Below are 15,177 nucleotides of genomic sequence, written 5' to 3'. Positions count from 1 at the left end.
CAGTGTGGGCCAGACTTTGCTCGTTTGTCCCGGCGTGCGCAAGCGCGGGGGCAGTGCTTCAATGCGGTGCGGGCCGTGCACAATCGCAGCGCGCCGCGACCCTTCCTGGAGACATCATGCAACCCATCGATCTTGCGTTGAGCCTCGACCTGCCCAAGCGCGCCGTCGCGCTGGTGCTGGCCGGCGGCCGCGGCAGCCGCCTGAAGAACCTGACCGACCGCCGCGCCAAGCCGGCCGTCTACTTCGGCGGCAAGTTCCGCATCATCGATTTCGCGCTGTCGAACTGCCTGAACTCCGGCATCCGGCGCATCGGCGTGATCACGCAGTACAAGTCGCACAGCCTGCTGCGCCACCTGCAGCGCGGCTGGGCCTTCCTGAAGAGCGAGATGAACGAGTTCGTCGACCTGCTGCCGGCCCAGCAGCGCAACGACGACGAGAGCTGGTACCGCGGCACTGCCGACGCCGTCTACCAGAACCAGGACATCCTCGCGAGCTACGGCGCCGACTACGTGGTGGTGCTGGCCGGCGACCACATCTACAAGATGAACTACGCGCTGATGCTGGCCGACCACGTCGCCAAGGGGCGCGAGTGCACGGTGGGCTGCATCGCGGTGCCGCGCGCGGAGGCGGTGGCCTTCGGCGTGATGGCAGTCGACCGCGACAACCACATCACCGAGTTCGTCGAGAAGCCGGCCGACCCGCCGCCGATGCCGGGCCGCCCCGACATGGCGCTCGCGAGCATGGGCATCTACATCTTCAACGCGCGCTACCTCTACAAGGAGCTCGAGCGCGACATGAACGACGCCGATTCGAGCCACGACTTCGGCAAGGACATCATCCCGCGCGCGGTGCGCAACGGCCAGGCCTCGGCGCACCCGTTCGAGCTGAGCTGCGTCAGCACGCGGCACGGCGAGGCACCGTATTGGCGCGATGTCGGCACCATCGACGCGTACTGGGACGCCAACATCGACCTCACCGCCACCGACCCGCTGCTGAACCTGTACGACAAGCGCTGGCCGATCTGGACCTACCAGGAGCAGCTGCCGCCGGCCAAGTTCGTGCACAACCAGGACGACCGCCGCGGCATGGCCGTGGAGTCGCTGGTGTCGGGCGGCTGCATCGTCTCGGGCTCGGTCACGCGCACCGTGCTGTTCTCGAGCGTGCGGGTGCACTCGCACGCGGTCGTCAGCTGGTCGGTGCTGCTGCCGGGCGCGCAGATCGGCCGCGGTGCGCGGCTCACGCGCGTGGTGGTCGACCGCGCCTGCGTGATCCCCGACGGCATGGTGATCGGCGAGGATGCCGAACTCGATGCCGAGCGCTTCTACCGTTCCGAGAACGGCATCACCCTTGTCACGCGCGACATGCTCGCCAAACTTACCGCCTGATCACTGCATGAAAGTCCTCCAGGTCGCCGCTGAAATCTTCCCGCTGGTCAAGACCGGCGGCCTGGCCGACGTGGCCGGTGCCTTGCCCCAGGCGCTGGCGCGCGCCGGTGCCGACGTGCGGGTGGTGCTGCCCGGCCTGCCGGCCATCGCCGACGCGGTGCTGCACCAGAAGACCGTCTGCGAGATCGGCGCCGCCTTCGGCGCCGCGCGCGTGCGGCTGACGCTCGGCACCATGCCGTACAGCGGGCTGCCGGTCTACGTGGTCGACGCGCCGTACCTGTACCGGCGCGGCGGCAGCCCGTACCAGGCGCCCGACGGCAACGAGTGGTCCGACAACGCCCAGCGTTTCGCGCTGCTCGGCTGGGTGGCGGCCCACATCGCCGCCGGCGAGTTCGACCCCGACTGGGTGCCCGACGTGCTGCACACGCACGACTGGCATGCGGCGATGGCCTGCGCCTACGCCCATGCGCACGCGCCGACGCGCGCCGCGCGGGTCTTCACGGTGCACAACCTGGCCTACCAGGGGCTGTTCCCGGCCGGCGATTTCAACCTGCTGGGGCTGCCGGCGCGCTACATGGCGGCCTCGGGCGTCGAATACCACAGCCAGCTGTCGTTCATGAAGGCGGGGCTGAAGTTCGCCGACCGCGTGACGACCGTCAGCCCGACCTATGCGCGCGAGATCGCGACCCATGAATACGGCTGCGGGCTCGACGGCGTGATCCGCGGCCGCGGCGGCGATGTCTGCGGCATCCTGAACGGCGTCGATCCCGAGGTGTGGAACCCGGCCACCGACGCGGGCATCGCGAAGCGCTACCAGGCCGATTCACTGGTCGGCAAGGCGGTCTGCAAGCATGCATTGCAGACCGAACTGGGGCTGGAGCGGCGGGCCGACGCGCCGGTGTTCGGCGTCGTCAGCCGGCTCACATCGCAGAAGGGGCTCGACCTGGTGCTGGCGGCGCTGCCGGGCATCCTGCAGCGCGGCGGCCAGCTCGCGCTGCAGGGCAACGGCGACCGCGCGCTGGAGGCCGCCTTCGAAGGCGCGGCGCGCGCGCACCCGGCGCAGGTGGCGGTGCGCACCGTGTATGACGAGGCGCTCGCGCACCGCATCATCGCCGGCAGCGACGCGCTGCTGATGCCGTCGCGCTTCGAGCCCTGCGGGCTGACGCAGCTGTACGCGCTGCGCTACGGCACGCTGCCGGTGGTGCGGCGCGTCGGCGGGCTGGTCGACACGGTGGTCGACGCGACCGACGAGACGATCCGCACCGACCGGGCGACCGGCTTCTCGTTCGAGCCGGCCAGCTCGATGGCGCTGGAGGTCACGGTCGACCGGCTGCTGCACGCCTTCGGCCAGCCGGCGCTGTGGCAGCAGCTGATGCGCCGCGCGATGGCGCAGGAGTTCTCGTGGGACGTGGCCGCTGCTTCCTACATGCGGCTGTACGCCCAGTGCCGGACGAAGTGAGCCGGCCCCCCCGAATGGGGGCGCCAATCTTGTCGATGGAATTTGCGAGCGAACGCGTTCAAAGTTCGCCCCGACCGGCAGTGGCGCCGGCGTGGAGCAGGGCATGCATTTCCAGGAGCAGACGGTCGGCGACTTCAAGATCTACGCCGGGGCGATCGAGGCGGCGCACGGCGGCTACGTGGCCGCGGTGGTGGTGAAGCAGGTGCATGGCAGCGGCGCGCCGTGCGAGGTGTTCCGTGACGAGGCCATGTGCGACGGCCGCTGCTGGACCGACCCGGAGTCCGCGCTGCACTATGCGTTGACGGCCGGGCGATCGGTGATCCGGGATCGGGCGCGGCTCGAAAACGCCTGAAAACTCACGCGCCGCGCCCCTAGAATCGCCAGCTTCCCCGTCACCCGAACCCATCATGACCCTTCGTTTGAGCGGCCTGACCGGCCTGACCTTTGCCCTGTTCGCCACGGCCTGCGCGAGCCCCGTGCCGGAACCCGAGGCGCAGCCGCAGGACCAGACGCAGGCGAATGCCGCCCCGCTGTGCGAAGTCAAGCCGCGCATCGGCTCCAACATCGTCGCGCGCGACTGCAGCAAGCCGAAGGCGGACGACGGCGTCCCGGTGGGCGCGCTGCTGGGCACGCGCAACATGCACAAGCCGTCGGCTTCCGGCCACTGAACCCGGTCGGCGCATAAGCAACTGCGCATTGCGTCGTTGCCGCCGCGTGGGGCGGCGCTTAGCGTCGCGGGCTCCGTCATTGTCGAGAGCCCATCGATGCCGTACCCTGAWCTTCCTGGCGACCCGATCCGCCGCCTGATGCTGGCGGCCGCCGCGGCGAGCCTGCTGCCCGCCGCCGTGCGCGCGGCCGATGCCGACACCGTGCGCATCGGCTTCCAGAAGTCGTCCACGCTGATGATCTTCCTGAAGTCGCGCGGCGTGCTCGAACAGGCGCTGGCAGCGCTGAAGGTCCGCGTGACCTGGCATGAGTTCACCTCGGGGTTGCCGCTGCTGGAGGCGCTGAACATCGGCGCGATCGAGCTGAGCGCCGATGTGGCCGATGCGGTGCCGCCGTTCGCGCTGGCCGCTGGCGCGAAGCTCACCTACTGCGCGATCGAGACGCCGTCGCCCCAGGCGCAGGCGATCGTCGTGCCGAAGGACTCCCCGATCACCGATGTCGCGCAGCTGAAGGGCCGCAAGGTCGCTTTCGCGAAGGGCGCCGGCGCGCACTACCTGCTGCTGGAGGCACTCGCGAAGGCCGGCCTGTCGATCGGCGACATCGAGCCGGCGTACCTGAGCCCGGCCGATGCGCGCGCCGCCTTCGAGAACGGCAGCGTGGCCGCCTGGGTGATCTGGGATCCATTCCTCGCCGCGGTACAGCGCCAGGCCGGCGCACGCATCCTGCTCGACGGCGGTTCGCTGTCGAGCTACCGGCGCTTCTACCTTGCCGCGACGCCGTATGCGCAGCGGCGCCCGGACGTGCTCGGTGCCGTGTTCGCCGAGCTGCAGCGGGCCGGAGAGTGGATCAGGAAGAACCCCGGCCCCGCGGCCGAATGGCACGCGCCGGTGATCGGCCTCGATGCCGCGACCGTGACCGCGGCCAACCAGCGGCGCAGCTACAAGGTGCAGGCCGTCGACGCGGAGGCCCTGGCCGAGCAGCAGCGCATCGCCGATGCCTTCACGCAGGCGCACATCCTGCCGCGCCGCGTCGTGATCGCGGACTCGCCGGTGTGGCGGCCCAGCTGACGCCGTACCGAAAGATCTGACGCCACGCGTCGGCGTTGCAACATGATGTGTGACCGGCGGGGGTGGATCGTGTCGGACAGGGGGCGAGTGGCGCGTGGTCCCATGCTTGCATGCCGAGGGCCATGTCATCGTCCCGTCCCCCCATCCGATCCTCGGCTGCGCTGCTGAGCCTGTTCATGCTCGTTGCCTGCGGCGGCGGCAGCGACAGCAGCGAGGTCAGCCAGAACCCGCCGACCGGCAATGCGCCGAGCCCGTCGCCTGCACCGGCTCCCGCGCCCGCACCCGCGCCGGCTCCTTCGCCCGCTCCGTCTCCGGCGCCCGCGCCAGCGCCAGCGCCAGCGCCTTCTCCTGCACCGGCACCTGCGCCTGCGCCAGCCCCAGCCCCAGCTCCAGCCCCAGCCCCAGCCCCAGCCCCAGCCCCGGCGCCAGCGCCAGCGCCAGCGAGCGACACCGCCTTCTCCGCCATCGACACCAGCAACCGTGCCGAGGTGCTCGCGCGCTACCAGGACGGCTTCATCGCGCTGCGCAAGACCTCGTTCAGCTGGAGCGGCAACGTCACCGGCTGCGCGGCCGGCGACACGCCGCTCGCGTACAAGAACGCGGTGGTCAAGCTGGTCAACTACTACCGCGCGATGGCCGGCCTGCCGGGCGACGTGACGCTGTCGCTGCCGAAATCGGCCCAGGCCCAGCAGGCGGCGCTGATGTTCGATGCGAACGACCAGCTCAGCCACGCGCCGCCCACCACCTGGAAGTGCTACACCGCCGACGGCGCCACTGCCGCCGGCAAATCGAACATCGCCTGGGGCACCAACCTCAACAGCGCCAGCGCCAACAGCTCCGGCATCGGCTCGATCCCGCTGTACGTGATGGACGGCGGCGTCGCGTCGCTCGGCCACCGGCGCTGGGTGTTCAGCCTGGTGCTCGGCGACGTCGGCACCGGCGACACACCGCAGGGCAATGCGCTGTGGGTGCTCGGCAACACGCATGCGGCGCCGAGCGTGCCGAACGGCATGTCGTGGCCGCCGCGCGGCTACGTGCCATGGGACAGCAGCATTGCCGAGCCGGCGATGCGCTGGTCGTTCTCGTACCCGGGTGCGGATTTCTCGGCCGCCACCGTGGCGATGACCGATGACGCCGGTGCGGCCGTGCCGGTGACCGGCGTGGCCGAACTCGACAAGGGCTATGCCGAGAACACGATGGCCTGGTCGATCGGCGGCACCGGGCAGCCGTGGTCGCGGGCGCCGGCCGACACCCGGCTCGGCGTGACGGTGTCGAACGTCAAGATCGGCGGCGTCGCGAAGAGCTTCAGCTACAGCGTGACCTTCATCAAGCCCTGATCGTCAGCGTCCGCCGGTCGCGGTGAAGGCCGCGGCCAGCTTCGCGAACAGCGGCAGCACGCTCGCGTCGTCGGCCTGCAGCAGGCGATCGCCGACGTAGAGCTCGGTCGCGCTCCAGCCCGGCACCTCGGCTGCGCGCACGTGGCCGAAGAGCCAGCAGCGGTCGTGCATGGCGAGCCCATCGCGCGCGTCGAGCACCGCGTCGGGCGGCGCATCGAAGAACAGGTGCAGCAGGTTGGTCTGCGGCACCCGCGGGTTCACGCGCAGCCCGGGGATCGCATTCAGCCCGGCCGCCAGCGACAGGGCGCGCTGGTACAGCGCCGGCATCAGCGCGAGGCGCTCGTCGAAGCGCATCGCGGCCGACACCAGCATCGGGCTCAGGTGGTAGAGCGTGCCGCCCATGCGCCGGCGCCACAGGCGGGCCTGCGCGATGACATCCTCGCTGCCGGCCAGCATCGCCCCCGACACGGCGCCGATGCCCTTGTACAGCGACACGTAGACCGATTCGAAGCCGGCGGCGATCTCGGCCGGGCTGCGCTGGTAGAACGCCGAACACTCCCACAGCCGCGCGCCGTCGAGGTGCAGCGGCATCGAGCGCCGATGGGCCGCAGCGTGCAGGGCCTGCAGCTCCTCCCACGTGGGCAGCTGGCCGCCGGCCTCGCGGATCGGCAGCTCGACGATCGCGCACGCGAGCGGCTGGCGCACCGCGTCCAGGTCGGCCGCGAGCATCGGCCGCAGGCGGTCGCCGACCGGGACGGCATGGCACTGCAGCAGCGCGCTGAAGGCTTCCTCTTCGTGCAGTGCGAGGTGCGACGTGGGATGCAGGCCGAAGCGCGGCAGCCGCGCCGCCTCGGTGTGAATGCGCAGCGCCGCGAGCTGCGCCATCACGCCGCTGGGCATGAAGACCGCGGCCGGCTTGCCGAGCAGCGCGGCGATCTTGCGTTCGAAGTCGGCGGCCAACGCGCCGTTGCCGTAGTGGTCGTGCTCGACGCCGTGGGCTTCGTACCAGGCGGCCATGCGGGCGAACTCCTCGGCCGGCGTGGGCGTGGCGAAGTCGGGGACGACCAGCGTGCACTGGCGGCGCAGTTGCTGGCGTTGTTCGGGGCTGAGGGGCATGAGCGGCTCGAAGGCGGGGAGTCCGCATTGTCAGAAAAAATGGGCCAACTGCTCTGGATTGCAAAAAATCTGGGCTGCCGACAGGAAAAGTGGGTCTCAGGTCGAGTGCGGAGATCCTCGGCGTGTCAGGACTGAAAGCGTTTCCAGTTTCCCCCGCCTGTTACGTAACACGGCGCAATCGGCGCGACGCATCCGGACATCCATCGCCTGCTGGAACGGCGCGGCCTGGTGCGGCACGAGCGGGTTTCGGCTTGTTGCAATGACCCCGTTCCCGGGGTCGGGACGCCCCTCCAGAATCCGCCTGCATTCACAGGGGGAGAGCACCTTCATGGCACACCACAATACGGTCCGCACGGGCCACCGGATCTCGTTGCTGCCGCTGGCGATCGCCGCGGCGGCGGTCGTCGCAGCCTGCGGCAGCGGGGACGACGGCGCGTCGTCCGCCAACGGCAGCGCCGCTGCGCAAGGCGCCGGCCGCGAGGCTGCGGCAGGCGTTTCCACCGCGACGCTGCCGGTCGGCCGCTACGTGATCGTCAATGCGCTGAGCGGCAAGTGCGTCGACGTGGCGGCCGCCAGCACCGCCGATGGCGGCAACATCCAGCAGGCCGCCTGCAACTCGAACATGGCGCAGGCCTTCGACGTGTCGCAGCCGTCGGCGGGCGTCTACAAGCTGATCAACGTCGGCAGCGGCAAGGCGGTGGATGTCGCGTCGGCCGGCACCGGCGACGGCGCCAACGTGCAGCAGTGGACCGACAACGGCACCAACGCGCAGCGCTTTCGCATCGAGCGGGTGCAGGGCAACCGCTACGTGCTGACCAACGTCAACAGCGGCAAGTGCGTCGACGTGGCCAGCGCCTCGCTGAACGACGGCGCCAACATCCAGCAATGGAGCTGCAACGGCAGCGGCGCTCAGCAGTACCACTTTTATCCGCTGACGACGGCCGGCCGTGGCACGCTGCCGGTCGGGCAGTACACGATCAGCTCGAACCACTCGCACCTGTGCGTCGACATCCAGGGCGGCAGCACCGCCGCCGGCGCGCCTGCGGTGCAGGCCACCTGCAGCGGCGCGCAGACGCAGAAGTTCGACGTGCTGCCGGAGCAGGGCGGCGCCTACCGCTTCTCGAACGCGCAGACGCACCAGTCGCTGGACATCGCCGGCGTCTCCACCGCGAACGGCGCGCTGCTGACGCAGTGGACCGACACCGCCGGCGACAACCAGCGCTTCCTCGTCAACGCGACGCCCGACGGCTACCAGGTCGTCGCGCGCCACAGCGGCAAGTGCCTGGACGTGGCCGAATGGAGCACCGCGTCGGGCGGCAAGCTGCAGCAGTGGGACTGCACCGGCACGCAGGCCAACCAGCGCTGGGCCTTCTCGGCCGGCAGCGGCGACACGACGACGCCGCCGAACCAGCCGCCGACGCAACCGCCCGCAGGCTGGCGCCTGGTGTGGCAGGACGAGTTCAACGGCAGCGCGATCGATGGCAACAAGTGGGGCTTCGAGGTGAACGGCGGGGGTGGCGGCAACAACGAACTGCAGTACTACACCGCGCGGCCCGAGAACGCCTCGGTGGCCAACGGCGTACTGAGCATCAAGGCACTGAAGGAGCGCTATTGCTCGACCGACGGCTGCCGCGACTACACCTCGGCGCGGCTGCGCACGCTGAACAAGGGCGACTGGCTGTACGGCCGCATGGAAGCGCGCATCAAGCTGCCGGGCGGGCAGGGCCTGTGGCCGGCGTTCTGGATGCTGCCGTCCGATTCGGTCTACGGCGGCTGGGCGGCCAGCGGCGAGATCGACATCATGGAGGCCGTGAACGCCGGCGCGGCCGGCGGCAACAACGTCTACGGCACGCTGCACTACGGCGGCGCCTGGCCGAACAACACGAACTCGGGCAAGCCCTTCGTGCCGGCCAGCAGCATCCTCACCGATTTCCACACCTACGCGGTGGAGTGGGAGCCGGGCGTCATCCGCCACTATGTCGACGGCACGCTGTACAACACGCAAACCCAGTGGTGGTCGAGTGGCGGCGCCTTCCCGGCTCCGTTCGACAAGCGCTTCCACATCCTGCTGAACGTCGCGGTGGGCGGCAACTGGCCGGGTGCGCCGAACGGCGCCACGGTGTTCCCGCAGCGCATGGATGTCGACTACGTGCGGGTGTACCAACGCTGATGGAAGCAAAGTAGTCGATATCCATGAAGTGGCAATTCATTGCCACTTCTGGCGCAGGGGCATACACTGCAAAGTAGTCGAAACATCAATTCGACTACTTTGCTGCCATGAACTCTGTGGGTGATCTGTCGGGTGTGGTGCGGGCGTCGCTCGAGGCGTCGACGCTGACGCAGGCGCAGTTGCGTGAGCAGGCCGGTGTCTCGCAGCGCACGCTGACGAACGTGCTGAGCGGGCGCGAGGATTTCAAGCTGAGCACCTTGCTGGCGGTGGCCGACCGCCTGGGGCTGGACGTGGTGCTGGTGCCGCGGGCCGCGGCAGCGGCGGTCGATGCCGGGGCGCAGACGACCGAGCCGCAGGTGAAGTCACGCGTCGCGGCGGCGCTCGAGAGCGTGCGCCCGGCCCGATGAACGTCCAGGCGCTCGGCATCTTCCTGGGCGAGGGGCGGCGCATCGGTGTGCTGTTTCGATACACGCTGGCGGCCGACACCGTGGTGACGCGCTTCGTCGCGGATGAAGAATTCATACAGATCGCCGGCGCACCGACGGTCTCGGCGGGCTGGCTGGCCGATGCGCCGCTGCAGCAGCAGGCGCTGTGGCGCGACGTCAGGTCGACGGCCTTCAACGGCCGCTTCTCGAACCGCAACGGCTGGCTGCTGCCGTCGTTCTTCCAGAACCTGCTGCCCGAGGGCGTGTTCCGCGACCGGGTGGCCGAGCTGCGGGGCTGCGACCCGCGCGATCACTTCGAGATGCTGGCCGCCTGCGGTCGCGACCTGCCGGGCCAGCTGCTCGCGTTGCCGGTGGCGCTGTCGCGCGACGAACTGGCGCGCTGCGTGACGCAGCAGCAGGACGCGCTGGAGATGTCGGTGAGCGCCGAGCCGCTGGACGACGGCGTGTCGCTGTCGGGCGTGCAGCCGAAGGTGGGGGCGATCCGCGACGGCGACCGCTACGTGGCCCGCACGAAGGACCACGACACCCACATCATCGCGAAGCTGCCGGTGGTGGCGCAGCCGCTGCTGCCGGAGGTGGAGCAGCTGTCGTTGCGGCTGGCCGCGGCGGCCGGTGTCGAGGTCTGCGAGGCGTGGCTGGAGCCGCTCGAGAAGCTCGCGGTGCGGCATGGCTACGACCTGGGCGATGCCGATGCGCGCACGCAGTTTCTCGCGGTGCGGCGCTTCGACCGGGGCGAGGYCGGTCGCGTGCATTGCGAGGATTTCGCGCAGGTGCTGGGCGTGATGCCCGAGGACAAGTACGGCACCGGCGCCGAGGGCGGCCCGCGCACCTGCCTGGACGTGGCGGCGGTGCTGATGGGCTTCGACAGCCTGGGCGAGGCGGCGGTGCACGAGCTGTTGCGGCGCCTGGTCGTCAACGAGATGCTGGGCAACCCCGACATGCACCTGAAGAACATCGGGCTGGTCTATCCGGACGGCGTGCACCCGCGTCTCGGCCCCGCCTACGACATCGTCGCGTACGCGGCCTACAGCGGGCACCAGGGGCATGCGCTGGCCCTGCTGCCGGCGACCCTGGCGCCGCCGGCTGGCCAGGCCGCGGCGCGTGCGCGCCTGCTGTTGTCGCCGGCCGTGGTGCGCGCGTTCTGCGCGGCGTTGCGCATTCCCGAGAAGCCGGCGGCCACGGCCATCCGGCTGGCGGTGCGGGCGGCCTGCGCGCAGTGGCCGGCGATGATGGCCGCGGCGCCGCTGACGGCGATGCAGAAGTCGCGGCTGCTGGCGCATTTCAACGCGCACCCGCTGGTGGCGTCGGTCGCGCGGCGGGCGGCCTGAGGCCGGCCTGATCACCCCTTTCCGCTGGCCGGAAGGCTCTCGGTGCCCCAAAGAACAGTGACGCCGCCTGCCCACGTGGGCGTGGCACCTGAACGGCCCTTGGGCCAGGGCTCTGCCACGAGCCGGTCGGCCGGGTAGGGGTGCATGAAACTCATCATGCGATCGGGGCGACAGGTGAGCCAGGCGTCGTGGTCCGTTTCGTCCAGGATGACGACCATTCGCTTTTCCTGCCATGGCTTGCCGAACTGCATCATGAGCTGGTGCGTGTCCGCGTTGACGGTGAGCATCGTGAAGCTGGGGACCTCCTCGCCGGTCCTGTTGTCCTTCCACCAGCGCCACAGGCCGGCAATCCCCATCGGCGCGCGATCGCGGCGGCTGATTCGCCAGCGGACAGGCCTGCCGGTCTGATAGTTCAGCTCGTAGATGGCCTCGGTGGGGACGATGCAGCGTTGACCACAACGCCATGCACGGCGAAAGATGTCCAGGTCACCGGCGATGTCGGCCGGCGCGTCCTGGGCACGCCGGCCCAGAGCCAACCTCTTGCAACGACACGAAGAACGCTCGCAGCCACATCGCGGAATGTCGCGCTCGAGCGAGACCCCATCCCGTGCTCGTGAGATGAATGGCGCGAGATAGAGCGGGAGACTTCCTGCTGTCACGTCACCTTCGGGCTGAGCCACGCCGAAGTGGGAGAGCATGCGATCAGGGGCAGCGACCGGGTGATAGTTGATGGCCATCGTGTGCGTTGCCGGCAAGTCGGCAATCCCGAAGCGGGCAGCAGCGACCATTTCATCAGCGTTTCTCAAGCGTCGCTTCCCATATTCATGGCAGGTTCAAACGCCGGCGACTTCATACCATCGGTCCGCAGCGCCCCAGCGCGGCGATCGCGTTTTTCCAAGGACGATCCATGACGTTGCTGGACGGTCGATGACCGACCTTGCCGATACGCCCCGGTGGCGTGCATCCCACCCTGCGCGCGTAGGGAAGTACAYCATCACCGGCGTGCTGGGACATGGCGCCATGGGCGTCGTCTATCGAGCCTTCGATCCGGGGATTCAACGGCCGGTGGCGATCAAGGTCATCCTCCGAAAGCTGCTGGATCATGACCGGACGGCAGACCTCGTCGCGGCGCGTTTCAAGAACGAAGCGCGAGCGGTCGGCCGGTTGTCTCATCCCGGCATCGTGGCCATCTACGAGTACGGCGAGGACGCCGCCTGCGCCTTCATCGCGATGGAACTGGTCGAAGGGCGCAGCCTCGGATGGATTCTGTCGCGCACGCCCATGCTGCCCGAGGCCGAGTTGCTGCACATCATGGACCAGTTGCTGGACGCGCTGGATTGCGTGCACCGGCACGGCGTCTGGCATCGAGACATCAAGCCCGAGAACCTGATCGTCACGCCAAGGGGCGAAGTCAAGCTCGCCGACTTCGGCATTGCACGCGTCGAAAATGTCGCGCTGACCCAGGGCGGCCCCTGGGTCGGAACGCCGGGATACATGGCCCCGGAGCAGTACACCGCGGCGGAGATCGACCATCGCGTGGACATCTTCGCCGCGGGTGTGCTGCTGTACCGGCTGCTGACCGGCAAGGCGCCGTTCAAGGGGCGTTCCCGGTCGGTGATGCGCGCGACGCTCGACGATGATCCACCGGCGCCGAGCGCGGCTGCGAACACGGTCCGGCATGCCTTCTACGACGCGATCATCTCGACGGCCTTGGCCAAGAACCCGAAGGCCAGGTTCGCAAGCGCTGCGGAGTTTCGCGACGCGCTGTCGAAGCGCTCCGAGGTGGCTCCCGCGATCTCGTCTTGCGTCAACGGCATCGGAGTGCGGACCTTGGCCGCGTCGCTGTTCCCCGACTCCACCGTCACGACGCGAAGTCCGGATCTCGCCGTTGCGGCCGCCGCCTCGCGGACGGGCCTGGACGCTGCCACCTTGGGACGGGCCGAGCGGGCGCTGGTCGGCTTCGTCGGCCCGATCGGCAAGGTTCTGGTGCGCAAGGCGGCCCGCAACTGCCTTGACCTGGTGTCCTTCAGCACCGCCCTCGTCGAGCACGTGCCGCCCGCTCAGCGTCGCGCCTTCATCGAACGCATCACCGCGGAATGCGGCGCCTTCGGCGTGGCGACGCCCCTGAGCCCCGACGTCCTGGCCCACGCATGTCGCGTCTTGACGAGCCAGATGGGGCCGATTGCCGCGATGGTGGTCAAGAGGGTCGCCGGCCAGGCGCAGACGCGGGAGGAGTTCTTCCATCTGCTGGTCGTGCAGAGTGCCGATGGCGTCGACCGGGCGAAGCTGAGCAAGGAATTGCGGCAGGCGCCGGTTCGGCGCTGACGGGGTTGCGATGTGAATGCCCGGATCAGCCGGCCCGCGGCAGCAACAGCCGGATACGACCGCCGGGGTGGGTCGAGCTGACCTCGAGCAGGGCGCCGAGCCCGACGGCGTGCTCGTGCATCGTTCGCAGCCCTGCGGCCGGAATACCGTCCAAGCCAGGTCCGTTGTTCGTGAGCGCGACACGGATGCCGCCGTCGGTGGCGCTCGCCGCCAGGTGCAGTTCGGTCGCGTGCGAATGCCGCAGGGTGTTCGATATCGCCTCGAGCAACAGCCGCTGCAGGCGGCGCATCGCGTCGCCGTGCTCGCCTGCTTCCCAGTGCGGCAGCAAGTCGACTTCCCAGCGCAGATCCAGTCCAGCGGCCTCGATGCGCCTTTGCAAGCGATAGCGCAGGCTGGCCAGCAACGCATTGACGTCGCCGGGCGGCATGCTCAGCGCATCGATCAGCAGCTTGAGCCGGTCCAGCGTCTCGCGCAGCGTCTGGGCGACCGCAAGCGGCTCGGCGCGCTCCTCTTCGAGCTGCCGCATCGCACTGGCCAGGTGGGTGCCGACGTCGTCATGCAGATCGCGCAGGACGAGTGCCCGTTCGGTCGCCACGGCGAAATCGCGATCGGCCTCGACGAGGTGAGCGAAAGACTCGCGCAGTTCCATCTCGCGCTGCCGGACGCGATCGGCGAGCCTGCGGTTCAACAGCGTCAGATCCTCCTGGGTGCGGGTGTAGTCGCCAGCGATCACCCATGCCGAGATCGACAGCGTCACGGGGGCGGCGTAGGCCACCAGGTGGGGGCTGTCGAACGGCAGGACGAAGATGGTGAGCAGCCAGTCATGAGCGCCGACGAGCATCCCGATGACAGCGGCGCTGCCCAGCAACAGCCGGTCGCGCCTCGACCGGCCTTGCGCATCGGACAGCAGCAAGACGGTTGCCCAGCCGCAAAGCGACAGCACGCCGAGGATCACCACCGCAAAGGCGATCTGTTGCCGGGTCGGGCCGACCAGGAACTGCAGCGCATTGGCAACGAGCACCAGGCCGATCGCGCCGAGCTCCAGGCGCGGTGATGACCGGCCGGCGAAGCGCAGGAAGAACAGCGCGAACAGAAGTGACGTCCAGATGTTGCAGAGGAAGATCAACATCTGCCAGGCACGCGGCGAAAATGGCGGGTCGGTGAGGAGGTCGTTGCTCGTGCAAAGGGCCCACAAGAGACTCGCCGCCGCAAAGTAGCCGTATTGCAGGGCTTCGCGACGGCGCAGCCAGATGATGGCGAACAGCACCCCGAGCGCAAACACGTAGGCGTCGACGACGGTCAGCAGGCTGACTCGCCAGAAGACACGTTGCTCATGGGCCTTCGAGAGCTCAGCGGCCGGCCCCGCGAACAGGTGGCCCAGGCCGCCGTCGCTGCTGGTCCCACAGCGCACCCGCAGGTACACGAGGTTGTCCGTCGCGGTCCATGCCGCTTGCGGAACCATGAACAGGAGCGGTGTGTTCCAGTGACGCGTCAAGTTGTCCGGTTCCATGCGCCCGGCGCGCCCGACCAGCATTCCGTTGACCCACAGGTCGCTGTTCATCGTCGCGTAGGCCACTTCGAAGGCCCACGGTTCGCGTTGCGCGGGATCGATGTGAACGCGCAGCCGGTACCACACGGTCCCTGCGCGCGCCCGGCCGTTCTCTGCCCAGCGATCGGGCAGCCGGACCGGCCGCCAGGCCGCGGCATCGGGCGGCGGCTGCTCGCCGGCGGACACCACGGCTTCAAGGTCCGAGATGGAGACGATGCCCTTCTGCGGCGACAGCGCGACGACGCCTGCAGCGTGTGCTGCGCCAGCCAGCGACCACGCGGCCATCAGCACGCGCAGGCTGCGTCCCCTCGTCATCAACAGGTCCGGCG

The 15,177-nt window shown here is 69.4% G+C and carries 13 protein-coding genes; 10 read left to right on the top strand and 3 right to left on the bottom strand.

Annotated features, from left to right (window positions below; all coding sequences use genetic code 11):
- Positions 1-116: 116 nt before the first annotated feature.
- The 6 genes from glgC (at position 117) to AC1D12_RS02020 (ending at position 5,914) form a co-directional block, all read left to right on the top strand.
- On the top strand, positions 117-1,385 hold the full coding sequence (glgC, locus tag AC1D12_RS02045) for a glucose-1-phosphate adenylyltransferase (protein WP_047502160.1): 1,269 nt from the start codon (positions 117-119) through the stop codon (positions 1,383-1,385).
- 7 nt (positions 1,386-1,392) lie between these two features.
- On the top strand, positions 1,393-2,844 hold the full coding sequence (glgA, locus tag AC1D12_RS02040; protein ID WP_477838622.1) for a glycogen synthase GlgA: 1,452 nt from the start codon (positions 1,393-1,395) through the stop codon (positions 2,842-2,844).
- Between the two features lie 103 nt (positions 2,845-2,947).
- The gene (locus tag AC1D12_RS02035) at positions 2,948-3,196 is read left to right on the top strand and encodes a hypothetical protein (RefSeq protein ID WP_169675417.1); all 249 of its coding nucleotides are present in this window, start codon (positions 2,948-2,950) and stop codon (positions 3,194-3,196) included.
- Between the two features lie 55 nt (positions 3,197-3,251).
- Positions 3,252-3,512, top strand: coding sequence for a hypothetical protein (locus tag AC1D12_RS02030; protein ID WP_477828141.1), 261 nt, complete (start codon positions 3,252-3,254; stop codon positions 3,510-3,512).
- Between the two features lie 96 nt (positions 3,513-3,608).
- The gene (locus AC1D12_RS02025) at positions 3,609-4,577 is read left to right on the top strand and encodes an aliphatic sulfonate ABC transporter substrate-binding protein (protein WP_477838620.1); all 969 of its coding nucleotides are present in this window, start codon (positions 3,609-3,611) and stop codon (positions 4,575-4,577) included.
- A gap of 488 nt (positions 4,578-5,065) precedes the next feature.
- Positions 5,066-5,914: a CAP domain-containing protein gene (locus AC1D12_RS02020; RefSeq protein ID WP_047502173.1), complete on the top strand. Its 849-nt coding sequence runs from the start codon at positions 5,066-5,068 to the stop codon at positions 5,912-5,914.
- Positions 5,915-5,917: 3 nt separating this feature from the next.
- On the opposite strand, the gene AC1D12_RS02015 is transcribed toward AC1D12_RS02020, so the two are convergent.
- Positions 5,918-7,030 carry a threonine aldolase family protein gene (locus AC1D12_RS02015; protein ID WP_477828508.1) on the bottom strand — a complete coding sequence of 371 codons (1,113 nt, stop codon included), beginning with the start codon at positions 7,028-7,030 and terminating at the stop codon, positions 5,918-5,920.
- Positions 7,031-7,358: 328 nt separating this feature from the next.
- Here AC1D12_RS02015 and AC1D12_RS02010 point away from each other — a divergent pair, with 328 nt between their 5' ends.
- The 3 genes from AC1D12_RS02010 to AC1D12_RS02000 all read left to right on the top strand — a co-directional run bounded on the left by AC1D12_RS02010 (position 7,359) and on the right by AC1D12_RS02000 (position 10,974).
- Complete coding sequence (locus tag AC1D12_RS02010) at positions 7,359-9,200, top strand: RICIN domain-containing protein (protein WP_477838618.1); 1,842 nt, start codon at positions 7,359-7,361, stop codon at positions 9,198-9,200.
- Positions 9,201-9,307: 107 nt separating this feature from the next.
- On the top strand, positions 9,308-9,607 hold the full coding sequence (locus AC1D12_RS02005; RefSeq protein ID WP_477828149.1) for a helix-turn-helix transcriptional regulator: 300 nt from the start codon (positions 9,308-9,310) through the stop codon (positions 9,605-9,607).
- On the top strand, positions 9,604-10,974 hold the full coding sequence (locus tag AC1D12_RS02000) for a type II toxin-antitoxin system HipA family toxin (RefSeq protein WP_477838616.1): 1,371 nt from the start codon (positions 9,604-9,606) through the stop codon (positions 10,972-10,974). Before AC1D12_RS02005 ends, AC1D12_RS02000 begins: the two co-directional genes overlap by 4 nt.
- A gap of 11 nt (positions 10,975-10,985) precedes the next feature.
- On the opposite strand, the gene AC1D12_RS01995 is transcribed toward AC1D12_RS02000, so the two are convergent.
- Entirely contained in the window at positions 10,986-11,762 is a 777-nt protein-coding gene (locus AC1D12_RS01995) for an SOS response-associated peptidase family protein (RefSeq protein ID WP_477826874.1), read from the bottom strand.
- Between AC1D12_RS01995 and AC1D12_RS01990 the strand changes: the two genes are divergently transcribed.
- A complete protein-coding gene (locus tag AC1D12_RS01990) occupies positions 11,704-13,299 on the top strand; it encodes a serine/threonine-protein kinase (RefSeq protein ID WP_477838614.1) in 1,596 nt (531 codons plus the stop codon). The genes AC1D12_RS01995 and AC1D12_RS01990 overlap by 59 nt on opposite strands.
- Before the next feature lie 25 nt (positions 13,300-13,324).
- Here the strand turns inward: AC1D12_RS01990 and AC1D12_RS01985 are convergent.
- Positions 13,325-15,177: sensor histidine kinase (locus tag AC1D12_RS01985; protein ID WP_477838612.1), on the bottom strand; the 1,853-nt coding region annotated here is incomplete at its 5' end.

This window comes from Rhizobacter sp. P1_G5, from assembly GCF_056405435.1.
Note: the sequence above shows the minus strand (reverse complement) of the source record. Positions and strands in the feature narration are given on the sequence as shown.

Bases quoted from the DNA above. Each gene is read 5' to 3' on its own strand.
- glgC (WP_047502160.1), top strand. From the start codon at position 117: ATGCAACCCATCGATCTTGCGTTGAGCCTCGACCTGCCCAAGCGCGCC.
- glgA (WP_477838622.1), top strand. From the start codon at position 1,393: ATGAAAGTCCTCCAGGTCGCCGCTGAAATCTTCCCGCTGGTCAAGACC.
- AC1D12_RS02035 (WP_169675417.1), top strand. From the start codon at position 2,948: ATGCATTTCCAGGAGCAGACGGTCGGCGACTTCAAGATCTACGCCGGG.
- AC1D12_RS02030 (WP_477828141.1), top strand. From the start codon at position 3,252: ATGACCCTTCGTTTGAGCGGCCTGACCGGCCTGACCTTTGCCCTGTTC.
- AC1D12_RS02015 (WP_477828508.1), bottom strand. From the start codon at position 7,030: ATGCCCCTCAGCCCCGAACAACGCCAGCAACTGCGCCGCCAGTGCACG.
- AC1D12_RS02010 (WP_477838618.1), top strand. From the start codon at position 7,359: ATGGCACACCACAATACGGTCCGCACGGGCCACCGGATCTCGTTGCTG.
- AC1D12_RS02005 (WP_477828149.1), top strand. From the start codon at position 9,308: ATGAACTCTGTGGGTGATCTGTCGGGTGTGGTGCGGGCGTCGCTCGAG.
- AC1D12_RS01995 (WP_477826874.1), bottom strand. From the start codon at position 11,762: ATGGTCGCTGCTGCCCGCTTCGGGATTGCCGACTTGCCGGCAACGCAC.